The organism is Treponema denticola, from assembly GCF_024181645.1.
Taxonomy (GTDB): Bacteria; Spirochaetota; Spirochaetia; order Treponematales; family Treponemataceae; genus Treponema_B; species Treponema_B denticola_A.
Map to the genome: position 1 here is coordinate 166,238 of NZ_CP058624.1, position 17,329 is coordinate 183,566.

Genomic DNA, 17,329 nt, shown 5'->3' on the forward strand with positions numbered 1-17,329 from the left:
ATGGCTATTTCCGTTGTAGATCAAGGTAAAAAATTATTATCTAAAAAGAAATACAATGATGTTATCTCTTTATTGGAGCCTCATGTTGTTGAATACAGAGACTCTTTTGCCTTTCATTTTTATTTAGGTTTGGCGTCTTTTCATGTAGGTGATATCCAGGGTGCTATGGATTATTTTTTAAGAGCCAGACAAATAAAACCGACGGATTCCGACTTGCTGTCAACTTATGCTGCTATGGCCTTGAGACGCTCGCTTACAACAGAGGCCGTAGAATACTATTTACAAGCTCTTGAACACAACCCTAATTGTAAACTTGCAAAAAAAGGTTTGAACATTATTCGTAAAAATAACTCGCCGGAGAAATTAGGCAATTTTGTTCAGTCAGGTAAAATAAAGACTCTTTTCCCCAGACCGGGACATGAAGAAAAAAAAGGAAGAAGTATTGCTGTAGCTCTTGTTTTAGGTATTTCGATTATTTCTTTTATTTTTATTGTGCCGTACATAACTAAGACAAGGCAGTTCTCAGGCAACGAAAGAGCCAATTTAGAGGAATTTAAATTGGACAGCAATGAAAGAAAGTATGCTGTAGATATGGAAGGTTCATATATTTATGTATTGACCCAGAGCCAAATATTAAAAGCTTATTCGGATGCTCAAACCTATTTTAATGCTCATAGGGATAATGCTGCTCAAGTTGAAATAAACAGGCTTCTTTCATCAAATGCCTCTTTTTCGATAAAACAAAAATCCAGACTTTTGATGGATTATTTTGAAGAGCCCGGTTTTGATAATATACAGGATATTTATTCTTATGCTCAGGTAAAACAGGAGCCTCTCCTTTATCTTGATTGCTGGGTGGTATGGAAGGGAATGCCTGCCAATATACAGACCGGTACATATAGTACAGCCTTTAACCTTTTGGTCGGTTACGATACAAAGCAAATCCTTGAAGGCGTTGTTCCTGTTTTTTGTGATTTTGTGTCAAAAATAGATCCGGATAGACCGGTAAATGTGTTGGGGCAAATAATTATAAAAGACGGTACGGTTTGTTTAAAAGGAAAAGGGATTCATCAAACCCAAAAACCGGCTGAAAACGACTAGAATTTTATATGGCGGTTTTCTATTTTTTCTTCACTGCCGGCAAGATTGCAGGCTCTGTCCAGACAGTTGTATAATTCTCTTATGTTTCCCGGCCAGTTGTGAAAATTAAGTTTTGCTTGTGCCTCATCGCTTATAGCTTTTTCTGCCTTGGTAAGATAGGCTTGAACAATGTATTTTATGTCTTCTTTTCTGTTCCGCAGAGGAGGTATTTCATGGTGCAGAACATGAAGTCTATAGTAGAGGTCTTGGCGGAATTTTTTTTCGTTAATCATTTTTTGTAAATCTTCGTTTGCTGCTGCTATTAAACGGAATTCAACCTGTTTTGATTTTGTCGAGCCGACGGGTCTTATAAGACCTGATTCTAAGACGTGCAGAAGCTTTGCTTGGATATCCGGTGAAAGGGTTTCCATCTCGTCTAAAAAGATTGTGCCGCCGGAGGCTTCAAAAAAGGCACCTTCTTTTTTAACTGCACCGGTGAAGCTTCCTTCTTCAGTGCCGAACAAAAAAGATTCTGCTAATGATTCCGGTATACAGCTGACGTTTATCGGCAGGAATTTTTTGTTTTTAACCTGAGATAGCCTATGTATTAAATTTGCCGTCAGTCCCTTTCCTACTCCGGTTTCTCCGGATAGGAGGACCGGCAGGTTTGAATTGGCTGCTCTGTAGATAAATTCTCTAAGCTCACAGATCTCCTTACTGATACCTATAATTTCTTTTTTTATTATTTGTATATTTTCGTCTTCCTTTGTGTAGGCCGGTGTTTTTTCTTTGCACAATTCTTCCAGAAAAAAATTTTCTATTTTGTCGTATATCCCTTTAAAGTCTTTTGGAATTTCAAAAACTTCCGATACAAGGGAATTTAATAGGGTGTATTGTAAATCATTTTGTTTACAATGGATTATAATAAATATATGAATATGAGGAAATTCGTTTTTAATTAATTCAAGGATATCGGGTAGAAAAAGGCCGCCTGATTCTGCATCTATAATTACAAAATCAAAATGTTTTTCTTTTAAAATATCTACTATTTTGCTGCTGTCAAAGGTTAAAGATACATTCCACAAAGTCCCGACTTCTTTAATAAAATGTTGAGCATCCTCTTTTGAATATGCCGAGTAAACACAATCTTTCATACCGTATTTTAGCAAATTTATTTTTTTCTTACAAGGCTGCAAAACTTTTTTGTTCTTTTTTATGAGAACCTTTGTATTTGCGCTCGGCGTATTTTTCTATCATTATATACAGTATAGTTCGTTTCTAAACCTATTTTAAGATTTTTTTAGAAAATATCTCGGTTTAGATATACATCTTGATTAAAATGATAAAAACTGGTATATTTAACTATAGATATTTAGGAGGACTTTATGTCAGAAAAATATGATTTGGTTATAATTGGAGGCGGTCCCGGCGGTATGGCCGCAGGAATTTACGCAGCCCGTTCAAAGTTAAAGACGGTTATTCTTGAAGAAAAGCCCAATCAAGGCGGACAGTGCTATATCACTGAAGAAATCGAAAACTACCCCGGTTTCCCTGAATCTTCAGGTCCTGCTCTGACCGAAGCCTTTAAAAAACATGCCGAAAAGTTCGGTGTTGAATTCAAAAGAGCAAGAGCCGAAAAAATCGAACTTGTTCCCAATTCACCTGCACGCATTGTTCACGGAAGTGACGGCGTAAAATATGAATGCTTGGCTGTTGTTGTTGCAACAGGCGCAAGTGCCAGGGAGCTCGGCTGTAAGGGCGAAAAAGAACACTGGGGCAAGGGTGTTTCATACTGTGCAACATGCGACGGTGCTTTCTTTGAAGAGTGCGAAATCGTAGTTATCGGCGGCGGAGACTCTGCTGTTGAAGAAGCTATGTATCTTACAAAATTTGCCGACAAGGTAACTATCGTTCACCGAAGGGATGAGCTTAGAGCTGCAAAGTCCATTCAGGAAAAAGCCTTTGCCAACCCCAAAATGGCCTTTAAATGGAATGCCGTTGTTGAAGAAGTTTGCGGAGACGGCCTTGTAGACAGCGTTATCTTAAAAGATACAAAAACAGGCGAAACCTCCAAATTCGAAACCGAAGGCGTATTCGTATTTATCGGACACAATCCTCAAACCGCCTTTATTCAGGGCTTGGTAGACCTTGATGAAAACGGCTACATCCTCACAAACGGAAAAATGGAAACAAACGTACCCGGTATTTACGGCGTAGGCGACGTTATTCAAAAAGAATCACGTCAGGTTGTTACGGCAGCTGCCGACGGTGCTCTCGCCGGAATCTGGGCAGGCCACTATATCGACGATATCAAAGCCAAAATGGCTATGAAAAAATAAGGAGATACGATAAACAGTTCGGCAGGAATTCTGCCTCACTGTTTATCTATCGAGTTTTGTACCAAAGGTACAAAACATCGCATTATTATATGCGGTTTGTAAACAAACCGCGTGAAAAAACTTTTTTCGGAAACTGAGGTTTTCTGCAAAAAGTCTTTATAGGAGAAGAAAATGATTGAATTGACAAAAGAAAATTTTGAACAAGAAGTTCATCAGTCAAAGGGCGTAACCTTTGTAGATTTTTGGTCGGACGGATGCGTTCCCTGTAAACAATTAATGCCGGATGTTCACGCAATGGCAGAACGCCACGCCGGAAAGGCAAAGTTTTGCTCATTCAATATTGACGGTGCAAGACGCGTTGCCATGAAAGAGCAGGTTTTAGGTCTTCCTACAATGCTCATCTATGTTGACGGCGAAAGAAAAGACAGCGTTACCGGAAGCGATTTGACAATTAATCAAATCGAAGAGATGGTAAAAAAATACATCTAATCTTAAGTTTTAATCTTTTAAGCCGGAAAAAGGACGATTAGTTTTTTAACGGCTTTTTAAAGATACGGTTTAATAGACCGTGGGGCAGGTTATCCTGCCTTAAAAAATTTATCCTAGGAGGATGCTATGGTTGATTTGAAAACCAAAAAAGTCATCATCATTGGTGACCGAGACGGCGTTCCCGGGGAGGCTATTAAGCTCTGTGCAGAATCGGCAGGTGCTGAGGTTGTATATGCTGCAACCGAATGCTTTGTCTGAACAAGCGCAGGAGCAATGGACTTGGAAAACCAAAAGCGAGTCAAAGATTTAGCTGAAAAATACGGTCCTGAGAACGTAATCGTTCTTTTGGGCGGTGCAGAAGCTGAATCTTCAGGTTTAGCCTGCGAAACTGTTACAGTAGGCGACCCGACTTTTGCAGGTCCGTTGGCTGGAGTCTCGTTGGGACTCTTGTGCTATCACGTGGCAGAACCGGAAATTAAGAGCCAAATAGACCCTGCGGTCTATGAAGAGCAGGTAAGCATGATGGAAATGGTTATGGACGTCAATGCTATTATCGCGGAAATTTCGGAATACCGAAATAAAGGCTGCAAATTCCTGTAATGCCTTTCGGAGCTTATGCGTTTTATCCCGTAAGCTTCTTTCGTGTTAGTCGGCGGTGCAGTAGTACAAGAATGACACCATTCTTTAAAATGGAGCATTTTTGCAGCTGCACCGCTTTTTTTTATTTGCTTAAACATTTAATAGTTTTTAATAATTGTGAAAAGGTATTACAATAAGTATAATCGGCATACTCTTGTCTTTCTTTTAAGGAGAGAATTTTTTTGTTTAATTCTTCTGCGTATTTTATTAAATCTAAATTTCTACTATTTATACCGTTAAAAGATGCACCGCAATCTATAATAATTTCTGATTTTTCGATCACGAGTTTTGCTTCATCAAATATTTTGTCGCTTATAGCTTCAAAAGAATTTTGAGTCAGATATTTTGTGCTTAGTGCTCTTGCTATTGGTGTATCCAAATCATTTTCAAAGAGTATACCTGAGTTAAAATTGATTTCATACTTATTGAGCAGCCGATATACAGGAATTCCTTTGCCTTCACCTCCGACAACAAAAATTTTAGAGGAGGTATCTCGGCGTGCCAGTTCTATATTTCCTAAGAGGGTATTATATGAACCGTTTTTGATATCAAAGGCCTTACAAATTGAGGTATCGCTTATAATTTCTTCCGGTGTGCCATATAGGTAATTATCCTTGTCCAAAATTAAAATGATTTTATCTGCAATCTTAGGTATCAAATCGAGTTCGTGTAAGGAAAGAATGATAATCTTGTTTTTTTTACGGGCCAAGGTTCGTAAGATTCCCAAAAGGTCAATTTTATATCTGATATCTAAAAAAGAAGTCGGTTCGTCAAGAATTATTAAGTCAGCTTCTTGGCAAATCGCTCTTGCAATCATGATTCGCTGTTTTTCACCATCGCTTAACGAAAGAAATTCTTTGTGTTTTAATGCCTCTCCGTCTACTATTTTTATTGCATCATCAACAGCCATGTAATCTGCTTCCGTCATTTTTCCGAATTTATTTGTGTGAGGGTATCTGCCTGTTGCAACGATTTCTTCGGCAGTCATAAGATGAGGATTTATCCTGTCGGTCAAGACTACACTCATTTTTTTTGCTTGTTCTATATTACTGAGTCTTTCAATATCCTCTTCACCTATAAAAACTTTTCCGCCTAATTTTTTTATATGTTGTGTAATTGTTTTGATTATTGTTGACTTACCTGAGCCGTTAGGCCCCATAAGGCAAAGTATTTGTCCATGCTGTAATTCTATCTCAATATTACCTAAGATAACGGAATTACCGTATCCGACATCAAGCTGTTTTAATTTAAATAGATCCATATTTTTTATTTTTTCCTACCATTAGCCAAATTACAATGGGAGCTCCTATCATGGATGTAATTGTACTGAGACTCAGCTCTGTTGGTGCAAATAAGGTTCTGGCAAAATAATCGCTTAAAAGAGAAAAACTTGCACCCATCAATGTAACTGCCGATATCAGTATTTTAGGCTGTGAGGTTGAAACTGTAAGGCGGGTTAAATGCGGGACTGCTATACCTACAAAGGATATTGGCCCTGCAAAGCCTGTAACGCAGGCTGAAAGAATACTCGATAGAAAAATAAGGACCAGTCTGAAATTTTTAATATTAACTCCCATGCTTTTTGCATAGTTTTCTCCGAGGAGGTAAGCTTGTAATGGCTTTGACAAACAGAATACTCCGATTACAGAAGGAATAATAATTATACCTGAAATCCGAATCATCTTCCATGTGATGCCTGAAAAACTGCCCATCGACCACATAGTAAGACCCGCAATTTTATAATCGGAAGCAAAGGCTATCATAAAATTAGTTCCTGCGGAGGCTATGTAGCCTATCATAATACCTACAACAATTAATATTGAAATATCTCTTACCCGTTTTGCAAAGACTAATACCAAAAGCATTGATAAAAGACTTCCTATGGCAGAGGCTAAAAATACTAAGAAGAGGGAATTAAGGGCAATGTTAAATGTAAAATTAGTCAAAATTATAAATCCTACAAAAAGGCGTGCACCTGAGGAAATCCCTAATACATAAGGCCCTGCTATAGGATTTCTAAAAAAGGTCTGTAATAAAAATCCCGATATTGATAAGGCAATACCGAAAAGAATAGCAGCAAGTATTCTTGGCAGTCTTATTTTAAATAAGACATTATATTCCAAGGTACTTGGAGTTCTTTCTCCTATACAGATATCCCAAATATCTTTTAAGCTAAAAGATACGGAACCTGAAACAATATTTATAAATACCGCAAATATAAATAAAATTGATAGGAATATAAAAACTATGGTAATCCGCCTCTTCTTTTCGGTATTCATGTGTTATTTTTTTTCTACAGGAAGCGGTTTACTGAATAAATAAAAATATTCTGTTTCGGTTAACTCGCCCGGTTTTGAATGAATTATCTTATTTAATTCTTCAATCATATCTGCAACATGATCTGCACTTTGATAGTAATTAGGCTTAACTCCCCAGACCTTATTTTCTTTTACTGCTTTGAGATCTTTTAAATATTCGGCAAAGGCTACTAAGTCTTCCGTGCTTTTAATGGCACTTCCGTTTACGCTGTCGTAAAATAAGAAGTCTGCTTTTTCCGCTCCTTTATAAAATTCTTCAGCATTCATTTTTGTGTTTCCGTTTTTATCGGGATTTAAGTCTTTGAAAATATATTTGATTCCAAGTATTTCAAACATTTTTACATTGTAATCTCCTGCATTTCGAACATAAAAGATATCCTTAGACATAAAAGCCGAAGCAAAGGTAGTCTTATTTGCAGATTTTTTGTTCATTTCTTCTACCGCATTTATTTTTGCCAATTCTCTTTCATAATACTTATTTGCTTCTTTCTCTTTTCCTGTTATTTCTCCGGCAAATTTTATCCATTCAAGACGGGCTCGGGGATCGGCTTCCTGATGATTTGAAACTCCTATCCATTTAAGTCCCAGTTCATTAAACTTGGAAATTATACCGGGCGTTCTTGCCATATTTTCATAAGTCAATAAAATGGCGTCTGCATTTAATGCATGAAGCATTTCATAGTCTAAAGCATTTTTACTACCGACAAATTTTATTTTACCGTCATCCATTCCTTTTTTTATTTCAGGAATTTTCCATGTATCGGATTGTACGGATGTTCCTGTAACTTTATCCAACTCTCCGATAGGGCGAAGAAGGGTTGCATGTACTGTCGATAAGATAACTAAAGACTTGACAGGTGTTTCAATGACATTAAGGTTTTCTCCTCCCTCTATTGTTTTACCTCTTGGAACGAACCAAACTTCACGGCCTTCAACATCCTTATACTTTTTTATTCCCTGTTCATAATAGTCTACAGAAAAAGATTTAGCATACTTTAATTCCAGTTGACCTATTTTCTTAAGGCCCATTTCACTTGTTGTTTCTTGACTTCCCTTTGCCCATGCCGATGTAAAAAACAGCATCAGTATTGCGGCAAACCAAACAATAATTCGCTTTTTCATCATAATCTCCTTATGAAATTTTATTTTACTCCGTTTTAAGCGTCGGAGTACTACGCTTTGCGGCTGAATAAGGTATTTCAATCTGTATTGAAATAAATTAAATGGACTCTGTTTTTTGTCAAGATTTTTTTTATGATACTCAAAATCAAATAATTTGTCTATAGATATGGTTTGGTTATAATTTTATTCTCCGTAAGATTCCAAGTCTGCTTCCATGTCAAGAAATATTCTTTTTAACTTTTCAAGGCTTTCAGGTTTGGCATCCCACATCTTACGCTGATTTGCTTCAAGTAAACGCTCGCTTATTTGATAGGCTGCATTTTTATTAACGGATCTTATCCAATTTAATGTGTCTTCATCAAATAGAAAAGTGTTTGCAAAATCTTCATACATCCAGTTCTCTACATTGTCTGCTGTAGCATCCCAACCGAAGATGTTGTCCATAACCTTGGATATTTCCTGAGCGCCTTTATAGCTGTGCTCTTTTAAACCTTCAAGCCATTTCGGATTAAGAATTCTGGAGCGCATAACACGAGCGGTTTCTTGATCTAAGGTCATGGTTTCGGGGATTTCCATATTAGCGGTGTTTCCTACTGAAATATATGGCTTTTTTCCAGATTTTGCTGTTACTGCGGCTATAAGGCCTCCGTGATAATTATAAAAATCATCACAATCCAAAAGATCTATTTCGCGGCTTACCTCGTTTTTGATAGTCATATCGGTTTTACTTAAAAGATTCTCAAAGACTCTTGTATCTTTCTCTCCGTGAAATTTTTTGGAATAAGCGTGGCTGCTCCATGTTATATAGGCTTCGGCAAGTTCTTCAAAGTTCTGCCATTTTTTTGATTCAATCAAATTTGCAACTCCTGCTCCATAAGTTCCTGAAGGCGCACTAAAAACTCTTACCGATGCCCTATCCCTTGCCTTGTCCGGCGCTATCCCTTCATCTACAAATTTTTTAATTGTTTCCTGAATATTTTTTTTAATCGGATTCATCTCATCATCTTCATCAAGAAATGCTACCGCATTAACAGCCTCATCCATTAAAAAAATTAAATTAGGAAAGGTGTCTCTAAAAAGACCTGAAATGCGCATTGTAACATCAATTCGGGGCCGTCCTAGTTCTTCAAGAGAAATTACCTCCACTCCGCATACGGTTTGTGTGTTTTTAATATATAGGGGACGGACACCCATAAGAAAAAATATTTCTCCTATATCCTCACCATAGGTTTTCATTGTATTTGTGGAATATACAATTATAGCTATATTTTTGGGGTAAGCCTTATGTTCTTTATAATATGCCTTTAATTGAATGTCTGCTAATTTTTTTCCTGTTTCATATGCAGCCTTGCTTGGAATTTCTTCAGGATTAATAGAATAAAAATTTCTTCCTGTGGGAAGAAGTTTGATATTACCTCGGCTTGGATTTCCGCCAAGGCCGGGCAAAATAAATTCTCCGTTTAAACCTTTGATAAGGAAGCGCTTTTCATCAGCAGTTTGTATAAGACGAGGATATACTTCCCTGCAAATAAATTTAAGGGCTTTCTTTAATTCTGAATTATTAGATTTATTGTTTTGAAAAAAAGGCAGCCTATCAATAAATGATTCGTTAAATTCTATTTCGTTTATTTCATTGATTAATTGTTCTGCAATCCTATTTGCTTCTTCTAAAATTTTATATTCATTAAAATTATTTTTTTCGGTATCGCTTAAATTTTTTCTGATATCCTTAGGATTATGTCCCAAAGAAATTATGATTGAATCTTCTAAGCCCTCCGTATCTTCTTGACCGATTACGGATAACCCTCTTACTAATTGCAAGAGACGCTTTTTTTCAGGCACTTTTCCATATATGTGAAGCCCATCTCTTACTACAGAGTTTTTTATTTTGTGAATCCAATTATGAATCAAAATAAGATTTTGCTCCGGATTTTTAATTGCATCCTCATATTCTATTTTTAGATCCTTTAAAATAGAATGTTCATCTGCAAGTTTGAAAATATCTTGTATTATAGTATCTTGTTGCAAGGGAGCAGACTGTTTGGCATGCTCATATTTTTCTAAGTCCTCTTCCATTTCATGGAGGTAGTCATAGGTATCCGAATCGGTAAAGCTTGGAATCAAATGACTTAAAATTGCAGCGTGGGAGCGTCTTCTTGCCTGCATTCCTTCTCCCAAGATACCTAAATTATAAATATAAAGATGCGGGATAGAGTAAATATTTATGTCCGGATAACTTTCTTTTGATAAGGCTATCTCCTTTCCCGGAAGCCATTCTAAGGTGCCGTGTGTTCCAACATGGATAATCACATCTGCCTTAAAAATTTTGTCAATCCATTTGTAAAAGGCTAAGTATGAATGAGGCGGCGGATTGTGAGTGTCGTGATAGGTTTCTACAACTGCATCTTCGGGGCTTCGTGCCGGTTGAAGCCCGATATAAATATTTCCGTTTATAATTCCCGGAATTACAATATGGTCATTCATAATCATTGAAAGGCCGGGAGGATTACCCCATTTTTGTTTTAAGTCACTGCGATTGAATTCCGGAAGATTCTTATACCAGCCCTCATACGTTTTAGAACTCACTTTATCGGCTTTAAATTTCCAAATTGTTTCAGGTGATGTCCATTTCCATTCATTTGTTCCCCTGCGTATTAATTCATCTATAATTTCCTGCCCGTTTAAAAAGTTAAAATCCAAGTTATAGTTTTCTTCTTTTAAAAATTGAAGTATATTCCATAAAGAGTTCGGCGTATCCAATCCATGGGCTGAACCTATTAGGTCGTTTCTTGGAGGATAGTTGTGTAAAATAATGGCGACTCTTCTTTCTTGAGGTTTTTTATTTTTTAGTTGTGCAAACCTGTTTACAAGTTCACATAGGACCTTGACCCGTTCTGTTATTGGTACGAAGACTCTCCCTACAATCCCATCTTTTTCTATTTCTTCGGAAGCAGCTATCGGAATAGTAATAATTTGTCCGTCAATTTCAGGTTGATATATGTTTAATGATACAGAGGCTATATCCAAACCCGAAGGTGAGTTTTCAAATTCTTCCTTTGAAAGGTAGCTTGTAATAGCTTGAAATACCGGAAGATTAAAATTTTCAAAACAAGAATGAATAAAATTTTTAAATTCATTTTGGTAGTATGAAGATATGGTATATCCCGTTGTTAAAATTATTGCGTCTATAATTAATTTACCGTTAAAATAAAAATATTTTTCCATTGCTTGCAGCACACCATCGTTATCTTGCGGGCCTAGTCTTCCGATAATACAAAGGCAGTCTGCGCCTTGATTTTCTAATTCTTTAATAATAGCATCAACATGTCTCATGTTTTGATTGAGTAAAAAAGGATAGTGTGCAACAAGGCCTATGATATTTCTGTTTGAATTGGCAATATCGGATAATACTTTTTGTTCTTCATCTACATTAAGTAAATGTCCGTCCTTATATATTCCTATAGCCTTTCTTTCTTTTGGAGGAGCTAAGATATAATTTGTTCCTATTGTAATGTTTGAAAATAACTTTATAAACTCTGTAATTTGATCCGTTCCGCCTGCCTTAAAATAACTGTGCAGCCTTATATATTCTTCCGGTTTAATAGAACTATAAGACATAATTGATCTGATTTCTTCAGGGATTGAACAATCAAAGAAGATTTTTTTACCTTTTATAATTCGGATTACCGTTTCGAGGTTTTGTAAATGAGCGGATGAACCGTGAAAATGCATAATTACCGCATCTGAATCTTTTAACCTGCTGCACATTTCTTGAAAGATGTTTTTATCGGAGTTTACTTTTATGACATCAAAGCAAAAAATATTTAAATTTATTTTCTCAGAGTCTTTCAACTGTTTTACGGCTGATTTAAATTCAAAGATTCTGGAGTCTCCGTAAAATATTCCTGTTAAATTCATCGCTTGTCCTCCATAACATCAATTCTGGATAGAGAGTATTCTGTGTTTTGATGTACAATCTCGGTTAAGACCTCAGGTTTTAGATCTTCTATTTGGTAATATCTTGCATTTAAGTTTTTTGCAATCTCTTCGGCAAGAGCTAGTTTTACAAAGCCTGATTCGGTATCTATAACAACAGAGTAAATATTTGCATTTTTTATTTTTTTTGAAATAAAAAGAGCATCCTTAATAGGCTCATCAAAAAAAACGGAACCGTGATTAGTCCTTCCGTCTGTAATTAAAAAGAGCAGGGGAATCATATCCTTATTTTTTAGCCTATGTATTTTAAAATATTCCAAAGCCTTGTTTAAGCCCATGGATAGAGGTGTTTTTCCGATTGTAGGGATGAGCTGTAATTCTCTTTTTGCAAGTAAAACGCTTCTTGTAAAGGGTAGTATTATTTCAGCCCTTGTTCCAGCAAAGGTGATCATAGAAACCTCATCATGCTTTTGGTAAGAATCCATCAATAAAGATAGAATAGCGTTTTTTGTTTCTTTCATCCTCTTCATAGCGCCCATAGAACCGCTTGCATCTACCAAAAAAATAATAGAGGCACCTATACGGGTTTTTCTTCTTTTGAATTTATAATCATCCTTGTTTATTTTAATAATGCCTTCTTTAGGTTTTATTTGATGTAAGGCTGCCGATTTTATTGTGGGTATAGGAGCAAGGTTATGAAGATTTTGATTGTATCTTGTATAGCCGAAGGATTTTCCCTTTAATTCGTTGGTGCGTGTTTTATTTCTTTTGCCCATCCCCTTTCTAAAAGAATTATCCTCATTAATGTTTAAAAGATTTTTTATTTTAAAAATTTTATCTGCAATTTCTATGTCCGGATGTCTTGAATTTATTCCTTTTTGTTTATCTGTATTATTATCTTTATCTTCTGTGAAGTCGTTTTCATTATTCGAAATTCGGGATTTTGATTCTATTTTTTGATTGTCTTTTTCATTAGGTTTTTCTGCCGTTTTATTTTTATCTGATTTTGTTTTATCATTGTTATCTTTGTCCGATTTTATTTGATTTTTATTTTGGGTTTCGGATAAGATGTTTTTTCTATGTTTAAGAACAAGTTCTGCAGCTTCTTGAAAGTTTTCGTCTGTGATATATTGATGATTGTCTATGGCCGCCAGAGCCCTTGCCGTGTGTATAAGACAGATGCCTGCCCTGTAGCCGAAGCAGTTTGCTTCTTTACTAAGGGCTTCAGCCTTTGTAATTATCGAGTCCGATATTTTTATTCCGTTCACTCTTTTTTTTGCATCATGAATTTTATTCGATAAAATTTTATCTTCTTTTTTTAGAGCTTCAATTGTAATTTTGTCTTCTTTATCAAGGCTTAAATTCCTTTTTAATATTTTTAGTCTTTCTTCTTTATTTAGATTTGAATCCGTTTCTACATAGATTGAAAATTTGTCGGTAATCGAGTTATTTAAAAATCCTTCTTCAGGATTCATTGTGCCTATGAGCTTAGACTCTATTATTTTTTTATTGGAATGTCCATCACGCTCTGTCTGGAGAAAACCTGTTTCTATTACATTCAATATTGTGTTGATATATTCGTTAGGAAAGAGGTTGATCTCATCAATATATAAAATTTTATTTTTGGCTCCACCTAAGATGCCATGCTGAAATTTGATTTTACCTGATTCAAGGCTTGCTCTAATATCCAGACCGCCGAATAAATTATCTTCCGTAATATTGAGCGGGATATTAGCTATGGGCATATCGGAAATATTTTTCATACTCCGTGCAGCAAGGCTTTTTCCGGTTCCTTTCCCTCCGGCTATAAGCAGGCTGTTTATTTTATCGCTGACGGCAAGAACAAGGAGTGCCCTTATTAATTTTTTTTGACCAACAAGGAGGCTAAAAGGATAATCAAAGCCTTTCATTTAAGATGTTCTCAATATCTGCTTGGTTTAATGGGCTTATTTCTTCAAAGGGCTTTTTCCTAAGCCTATGAGAATATACCATTTGTGCTAAACGGATAATATCGTCTTTTGTAACCTCATCTCTTTCTTGAAAGGCTGCATAGGCCTTGGCGGCTCTAACTAAGGTTAGGTCTCCCCTGTGGCCGTCCACATTTAAGCCTACCGAAAGGCTTACAACCAAGTCTAAAATATCATCTCCTACTTTAATATCGGGAAAGAGTTTTTGAGCTTTTTTTATTTTTGATATTAAATTTTTTTCTTCTTTATGCGAGGAGTTTGTAAATTCCACAGGATCATTTTCAAATGCCAGTCTTTTTTTTATAATTTCTTTCCTTAAGTGTCCATCCTTTTCACTTTTTACATCGACCAATAAACCGAACCGGTCTAAAAGCTGAGGCCTTAGTTCCCCTTCTTCAGGATTCATTGTTCCTATCAGGATAAATTTAGATGAGTGGCTGTATGATATTCCGTCTCTTTCTATCGTATTTACACCCATAGCTGCCGCATCCAATAAAAGATCTACTATATAATCTTCCAAGAGATTTATCTCATCCGCATACAGGATATTACCGTCAGCTTCTGCTAGGATTCCTTTTTGAAGAACCTTTTCACCTGTTTTTAAAACCCTTTCAATATCGATCGAGCCGGCGACTCTGTCTTCGGTAGCATTTATAGGAAGCTCTACAACTTTAAGATTTTCTCCATGCCTTTGCATCAGCTCCCCTATTCCTCTTACAATTGTGGACTTTCCTGTTCCTTTTTCTCCACGGATCAGAACACCCGAAATTGCAGGACATATTAAATTTAAAATTATTGCAAGCTTTATATCTTCCTGTCCTTCAATTTGTACAAATGGAAAAATCTGTTTTTCAGTCATAGAATCTCCGTGATGTTACTCTGGTATGTAAATAAAATATGAGGGAATACTAACATTACAATAGGTGAAAGTCAAGGAGAGGGGGAATTTCTCCTTTGGAACAGATGGACCTAATGGGTGAAAAAAGTTTACCGGATATAGCCTATTTTTTAAATGGGTTGCCAATGCAAAATTATCGCCCTATAGAGTCTGAAAAAGAAATTCATGTTATGAAAATAAGAAAACGGAGAGATTAAATATCGAGATATAGGATAATCAATCGTAGGTTAAAGTTATTTTTTATACTAATTTATTCTTATTAGTTGATAAAAAGTATCAAATTTGGTACAATATATTTAATGAAAATGGATAAAGTAGTTATAGCTAAATTCTTTAAGACCGAAACAGGAAATGAGCCTGTTCGTGATTTTCTAAAAGACTTAGCTCCGGATGATCGAAAAACAATAGGAGCCGATATAATGGCAATAGAAATGGCTTGGCCTATCGGATATCCTGCTGTAAGAAAGCTTGATTCAAATTTATGGGAGGTGCGTTCAAATATTTCGAATAAAGAATCAGCAGAGTGTTTTTTACGATATTAGAAGGAAATATGATACTGCTTTATGCAATTATAAAGAAAAGTCAAAAAACTCCGCAAGAGGATATAGATTTGAGTAAAAAAAGAAGGAATTTAGTACTGGGGAGGCACTATGAATAAGAAATATGTAGGAAGCTCTTTTGAAGATTTTCTTGAAGAAGAAAATATTGAGGTTGAAGTTAGAAATGAAGCTATAAAAAGATTAATTTCATATAATTTGGTAAATGAAATGAATGCTCAAAATATTAACAAAACAGAGATGGCAAAAAAAAATGAATACATCAAGAGCCGCATTAGATAGACTTCTTAATCCTAAAAATGATTCGGTTACCTTGGCTACACTAACAAAAGCAGCAAATGTATTAGGTAAAAAGTTGGTTTTACAATTGCAATAATATAACCGTGTTGGGCAAGACAAAATGGCTGCCCTGTAAGTCAATTATAGATTTTATAAGGTATAACTACATTTAAAAAAACTGCACTGTGTTTTACCCTCAGTGCAGCTTTTTTTTGCTTTTATTTTTTCTTCAACCTTACTTTCGGTTCGCTTGCGATGCCGAATTTGGGGAAGATTCTGTCAATACCGAACAGGGTAAATAACAGAATGGTTATAACCGAGATATGGGCCATAAAGTTGTACTTTATTATCTGTGTCTGACTGAATTGGTAAAGCGGATATACTGTGCCTGCAATGCCTATAAAAAAGCTTAAATAAACATGCCAAGGAATCAGCTGGGAGCCGAAGATGCCGAGGGCTGAGGAGAAGGTTGCGTTTCTCAATTTTAAGGAATAAAGATCCTTTTCATCGCCTTCTACGTTTTCTTCCGTGATGTCTCTGATAATCGGGCCGACTGTAACTATTTGAGCCATCTCGTCAGCGAGGGCTGCGTTTCCTAATAAAGAGATGATGCCGTTCCAGAACATCAGCTGTCTTACGTTTCGAGAAAGTTTTACGGCAAGGTTTGATAGAGGCCTAAAGGCATCCATCTTCGACATGATTCCGCCGAAGGCTGCTACCCACATCATCATTATGATAACCCACGAGCCGGCTCCTACAAAGCCGTTATACACTATGTCAAAAAAGGCAAGAAGGCCTGAAACCGTTCCTGCAAAGCGGCCTAAGATAAAGCATGAAATTATACCTGCTCCAAGGCAAAGAAGGGTAGAGTAGCCTTTTAAGGCAATCCCTATAACCAGAATGAGCGGAATTACCATGTAAACCGGAACTCCGTGCTGTACCTGATGGAGGAGGTCAACTGCGACGGGTTTTTCTTCAGCCAATTTTGCCCAAACTTCTTGTGGAATAGCCTCGATGGCTTTTTGCGGACTTACGGCATCTCCCGGGAGGCTTAAGCCTGCAATTAAAAATAAGGCTCCGGCCAGGACCAAACACATAAGCGACCAAAGTCCCTGATTTCTCATACGGTGGGTAACTTCAACCCTGTGAATGCCTGAGCTTACAACTGTTGTATCCGAAATAAGACCGAGGTTATCGCCGAAACATGAGCCGCCTGCAATGGCAGCAATGCTTAAAACCATGTTTCCGCTTAAAATATGGGTCATCCACAAGAAGATAGGAGCACAGGCGGCAAAGGTTCCCCATGAGGTTCCCGTAGCAACCGACAATACCGAGGAAACCAAAAAGGCTACAAGGGCTACTGTTCTGGCAGAAATGCCGATGTTTAGGCTTAAAGTTATAATCGAGGCTCCGACTCCTGTAGACATAAAGGCATCGGCCATCGCATAGGCAAACATAAGGATAAAAAATACCAGCTGCATTTCCTTAACATTGTCTACGGCAGAGTTTAAAATATCGTTGAATTTGAATTTTTCGGTTATCATAGCGACGATGGAAGCGTAGATTACGGCTATAGGGGCTATGATTAAAATGTCCAGCTTAAATCCCAAGGCATTTGAAAAAGATTCTATGTTTGAAATCATCATCAAACCTGCAAGTAATAAGACCGGAGAGAGCTTAAAAAAAGCGCGCATAAAGTCTCCTT

15 protein-coding genes are annotated in these 17,329 nt (G+C 36.6%); 7 read left to right on the forward strand and 8 right to left on the reverse strand.

Going from position 1 to position 17,329, the window contains the following annotated elements; translation table 11 throughout:
• On the forward strand, positions 1-1,101 hold the full coding sequence (locus tag HO345_RS00700) for a tetratricopeptide repeat protein (protein ID WP_253683390.1): 1,101 nt from the start codon (positions 1-3) through the stop codon (positions 1,099-1,101).
• Here HO345_RS00700 and HO345_RS00705 read toward each other — a convergent pair.
• Positions 1,098-2,234 (reverse strand): sigma 54-interacting transcriptional regulator, encoded by a 1,137-nt coding sequence (locus tag HO345_RS00705; protein ID WP_253683391.1) that lies wholly within the window; start codon positions 2,232-2,234, stop codon positions 1,098-1,100. The two genes, HO345_RS00700 and HO345_RS00705, sit on opposite strands and share 4 nt — an antisense overlap.
• A gap of 231 nt (positions 2,235-2,465) precedes the next feature.
• Here HO345_RS00705 and trxB point away from each other — a divergent pair, with 231 nt between their 5' ends.
• The 3 genes from trxB to grdA all read left to right on the forward strand — a co-directional run bounded on the left by trxB (position 2,466) and on the right by grdA (position 4,508).
• A complete protein-coding gene (gene trxB, locus HO345_RS00710) occupies positions 2,466-3,419 on the forward strand; it encodes a thioredoxin-disulfide reductase (protein ID WP_253683392.1) in 954 nt (317 codons plus the stop codon).
• A gap of 171 nt (positions 3,420-3,590) precedes the next feature.
• Positions 3,591-3,908 (forward strand): thioredoxin TrxA, encoded by a 318-nt coding sequence (trxA, locus tag HO345_RS00715; protein WP_253683393.1) that lies wholly within the window; start codon positions 3,591-3,593, stop codon positions 3,906-3,908.
• A gap of 126 nt (positions 3,909-4,034) precedes the next feature.
• On the forward strand, positions 4,035-4,508 hold the full coding sequence (gene grdA / locus HO345_RS00720) for a glycine/sarcosine/betaine reductase complex selenoprotein A (protein WP_010956809.1): 474 nt from the start codon (positions 4,035-4,037) through the stop codon (positions 4,506-4,508).
• Between the two features lie 121 nt (positions 4,509-4,629).
• On the opposite strand, the gene HO345_RS00725 is transcribed toward grdA, so the two are convergent.
• The 6 genes from HO345_RS00725 to HO345_RS00750 all read right to left on the reverse strand — a co-directional run bounded on the left by HO345_RS00725 (position 4,630) and on the right by HO345_RS00750 (position 14,749).
• Complete coding sequence (locus HO345_RS00725; RefSeq protein WP_253683394.1) at positions 4,630-5,808, reverse strand: ABC transporter ATP-binding protein; 1,179 nt, start codon at positions 5,806-5,808, stop codon at positions 4,630-4,632.
• Positions 5,795-6,826 carry a FecCD family ABC transporter permease gene (locus tag HO345_RS00730; RefSeq protein WP_253683395.1) on the reverse strand — a complete coding sequence of 344 codons (1,032 nt, stop codon included), beginning with the start codon at positions 6,824-6,826 and terminating at the stop codon, positions 5,795-5,797. Before HO345_RS00730 ends, HO345_RS00725 begins: the two co-directional genes overlap by 14 nt.
• A 3-nt stretch (positions 6,827-6,829) precedes the next feature.
• Entirely contained in the window at positions 6,830-7,987 is a 1,158-nt protein-coding gene (locus HO345_RS00735; protein WP_253683396.1) for an ABC transporter substrate-binding protein, read from the reverse strand.
• Positions 7,988-8,170: 183 nt separating this feature from the next.
• Complete coding sequence (gene cobN, locus HO345_RS00740; protein ID WP_253683397.1) at positions 8,171-11,905, reverse strand: cobaltochelatase subunit CobN; 3,735 nt, start codon at positions 11,903-11,905, stop codon at positions 8,171-8,173.
• Positions 11,902-13,833: a magnesium chelatase subunit D family protein gene (locus HO345_RS00745; RefSeq protein WP_253683398.1), complete on the reverse strand. Its 1,932-nt coding sequence runs from the start codon at positions 13,831-13,833 to the stop codon at positions 11,902-11,904. The genes cobN and HO345_RS00745 overlap by 4 nt, the downstream gene beginning before the upstream one ends.
• Positions 13,820-14,749, reverse strand: coding sequence for a magnesium chelatase ATPase subunit I (locus HO345_RS00750; protein ID WP_253683399.1), 930 nt, complete (start codon positions 14,747-14,749; stop codon positions 13,820-13,822). The genes HO345_RS00745 and HO345_RS00750 overlap by 14 nt, the downstream gene beginning before the upstream one ends.
• Before the next feature lie 344 nt (positions 14,750-15,093).
• On the opposite strand from HO345_RS00750, the gene HO345_RS00755 reads away from it, so the two are divergent.
• The 3 genes from HO345_RS00755 to HO345_RS00765 are packed head-to-tail and all read left to right on the forward strand — an operon-like array spanning position 15,094 to position 15,627.
• Complete coding sequence (locus tag HO345_RS00755) at positions 15,094-15,330, forward strand: type II toxin-antitoxin system RelE/ParE family toxin (RefSeq protein WP_253683400.1); 237 nt, start codon at positions 15,094-15,096, stop codon at positions 15,328-15,330.
• 8 nt (positions 15,331-15,338) lie between these two features.
• The gene (locus HO345_RS00760; RefSeq protein WP_253683401.1) at positions 15,339-15,446 is read left to right on the forward strand and encodes a type II toxin-antitoxin system RelE/ParE family toxin; all 108 of its coding nucleotides are present in this window, start codon (positions 15,339-15,341) and stop codon (positions 15,444-15,446) included.
• Entirely contained in the window at positions 15,439-15,627 is a 189-nt protein-coding gene (locus tag HO345_RS00765; RefSeq protein ID WP_253683402.1) for a hypothetical protein, read from the forward strand. The genes HO345_RS00760 and HO345_RS00765 overlap by 8 nt, the downstream gene beginning before the upstream one ends.
• Positions 15,628-15,842: 215 nt before the next feature.
• On the opposite strand, the gene HO345_RS00770 is transcribed toward HO345_RS00765, so the two are convergent.
• Positions 15,843-17,318, reverse strand: coding sequence for a Na+/H+ antiporter NhaC family protein (locus tag HO345_RS00770; RefSeq protein WP_253683403.1), 1,476 nt, complete (start codon positions 17,316-17,318; stop codon positions 15,843-15,845).
• Between the last annotated feature and the right edge of the window lie 11 nt (positions 17,319-17,329).

What these genes read in the sequence shown, in the direction of transcription:
- HO345_RS00770 (WP_253683403.1), bottom strand. Translation starts at nt 17,318, where the DNA reads ATGCGCGCTTTTTTTAAGCTCTCTCCGGTCTTATTACTTGCAGGTTTG.
- trxA (WP_253683393.1), top strand. Translation starts at nt 3,591, where the DNA reads ATGATTGAATTGACAAAAGAAAATTTTGAACAAGAAGTTCATCAGTCA.
- HO345_RS00750 (WP_253683399.1), bottom strand. Translation starts at nt 14,749, where the DNA reads ATGACTGAAAAACAGATTTTTCCATTTGTACAAATTGAAGGACAGGAA.
- HO345_RS00700 (WP_253683390.1), top strand. Translation starts at nt 1, where the DNA reads ATGGCTATTTCCGTTGTAGATCAAGGTAAAAAATTATTATCTAAAAAG.
- HO345_RS00730 (WP_253683395.1), bottom strand. Translation starts at nt 6,826, where the DNA reads ATGAATACCGAAAAGAAGAGGCGGATTACCATAGTTTTTATATTCCTA.
- HO345_RS00765 (WP_253683402.1), top strand. Translation starts at nt 15,439, where the DNA reads ATGAATAAGAAATATGTAGGAAGCTCTTTTGAAGATTTTCTTGAAGAA.
- HO345_RS00725 (WP_253683394.1), bottom strand. Translation starts at nt 5,808, where the DNA reads ATGGATCTATTTAAATTAAAACAGCTTGATGTCGGATACGGTAATTCC.
- trxB (WP_253683392.1), top strand. Translation starts at nt 2,466, where the DNA reads ATGTCAGAAAAATATGATTTGGTTATAATTGGAGGCGGTCCCGGCGGT.
- cobN (WP_253683397.1), bottom strand. Translation starts at nt 11,905, where the DNA reads ATGAATTTAACAGGAATATTTTACGGAGACTCCAGAATCTTTGAATTT.
- HO345_RS00705 (WP_253683391.1), bottom strand. Translation starts at nt 2,234, where the DNA reads ATGAAAGATTGTGTTTACTCGGCATATTCAAAAGAGGATGCTCAACAT.
- HO345_RS00745 (WP_253683398.1), bottom strand. Translation starts at nt 13,833, where the DNA reads ATGAAAGGCTTTGATTATCCTTTTAGCCTCCTTGTTGGTCAAAAAAAA.
- HO345_RS00735 (WP_253683396.1), bottom strand. Translation starts at nt 7,987, where the DNA reads ATGAAAAAGCGAATTATTGTTTGGTTTGCCGCAATACTGATGCTGTTT.
- HO345_RS00755 (WP_253683400.1), top strand. Translation starts at nt 15,094, where the DNA reads ATGGATAAAGTAGTTATAGCTAAATTCTTTAAGACCGAAACAGGAAAT.
- HO345_RS00760 (WP_253683401.1), top strand. Translation starts at nt 15,339, where the DNA reads ATGATACTGCTTTATGCAATTATAAAGAAAAGTCAAAAAACTCCGCAA.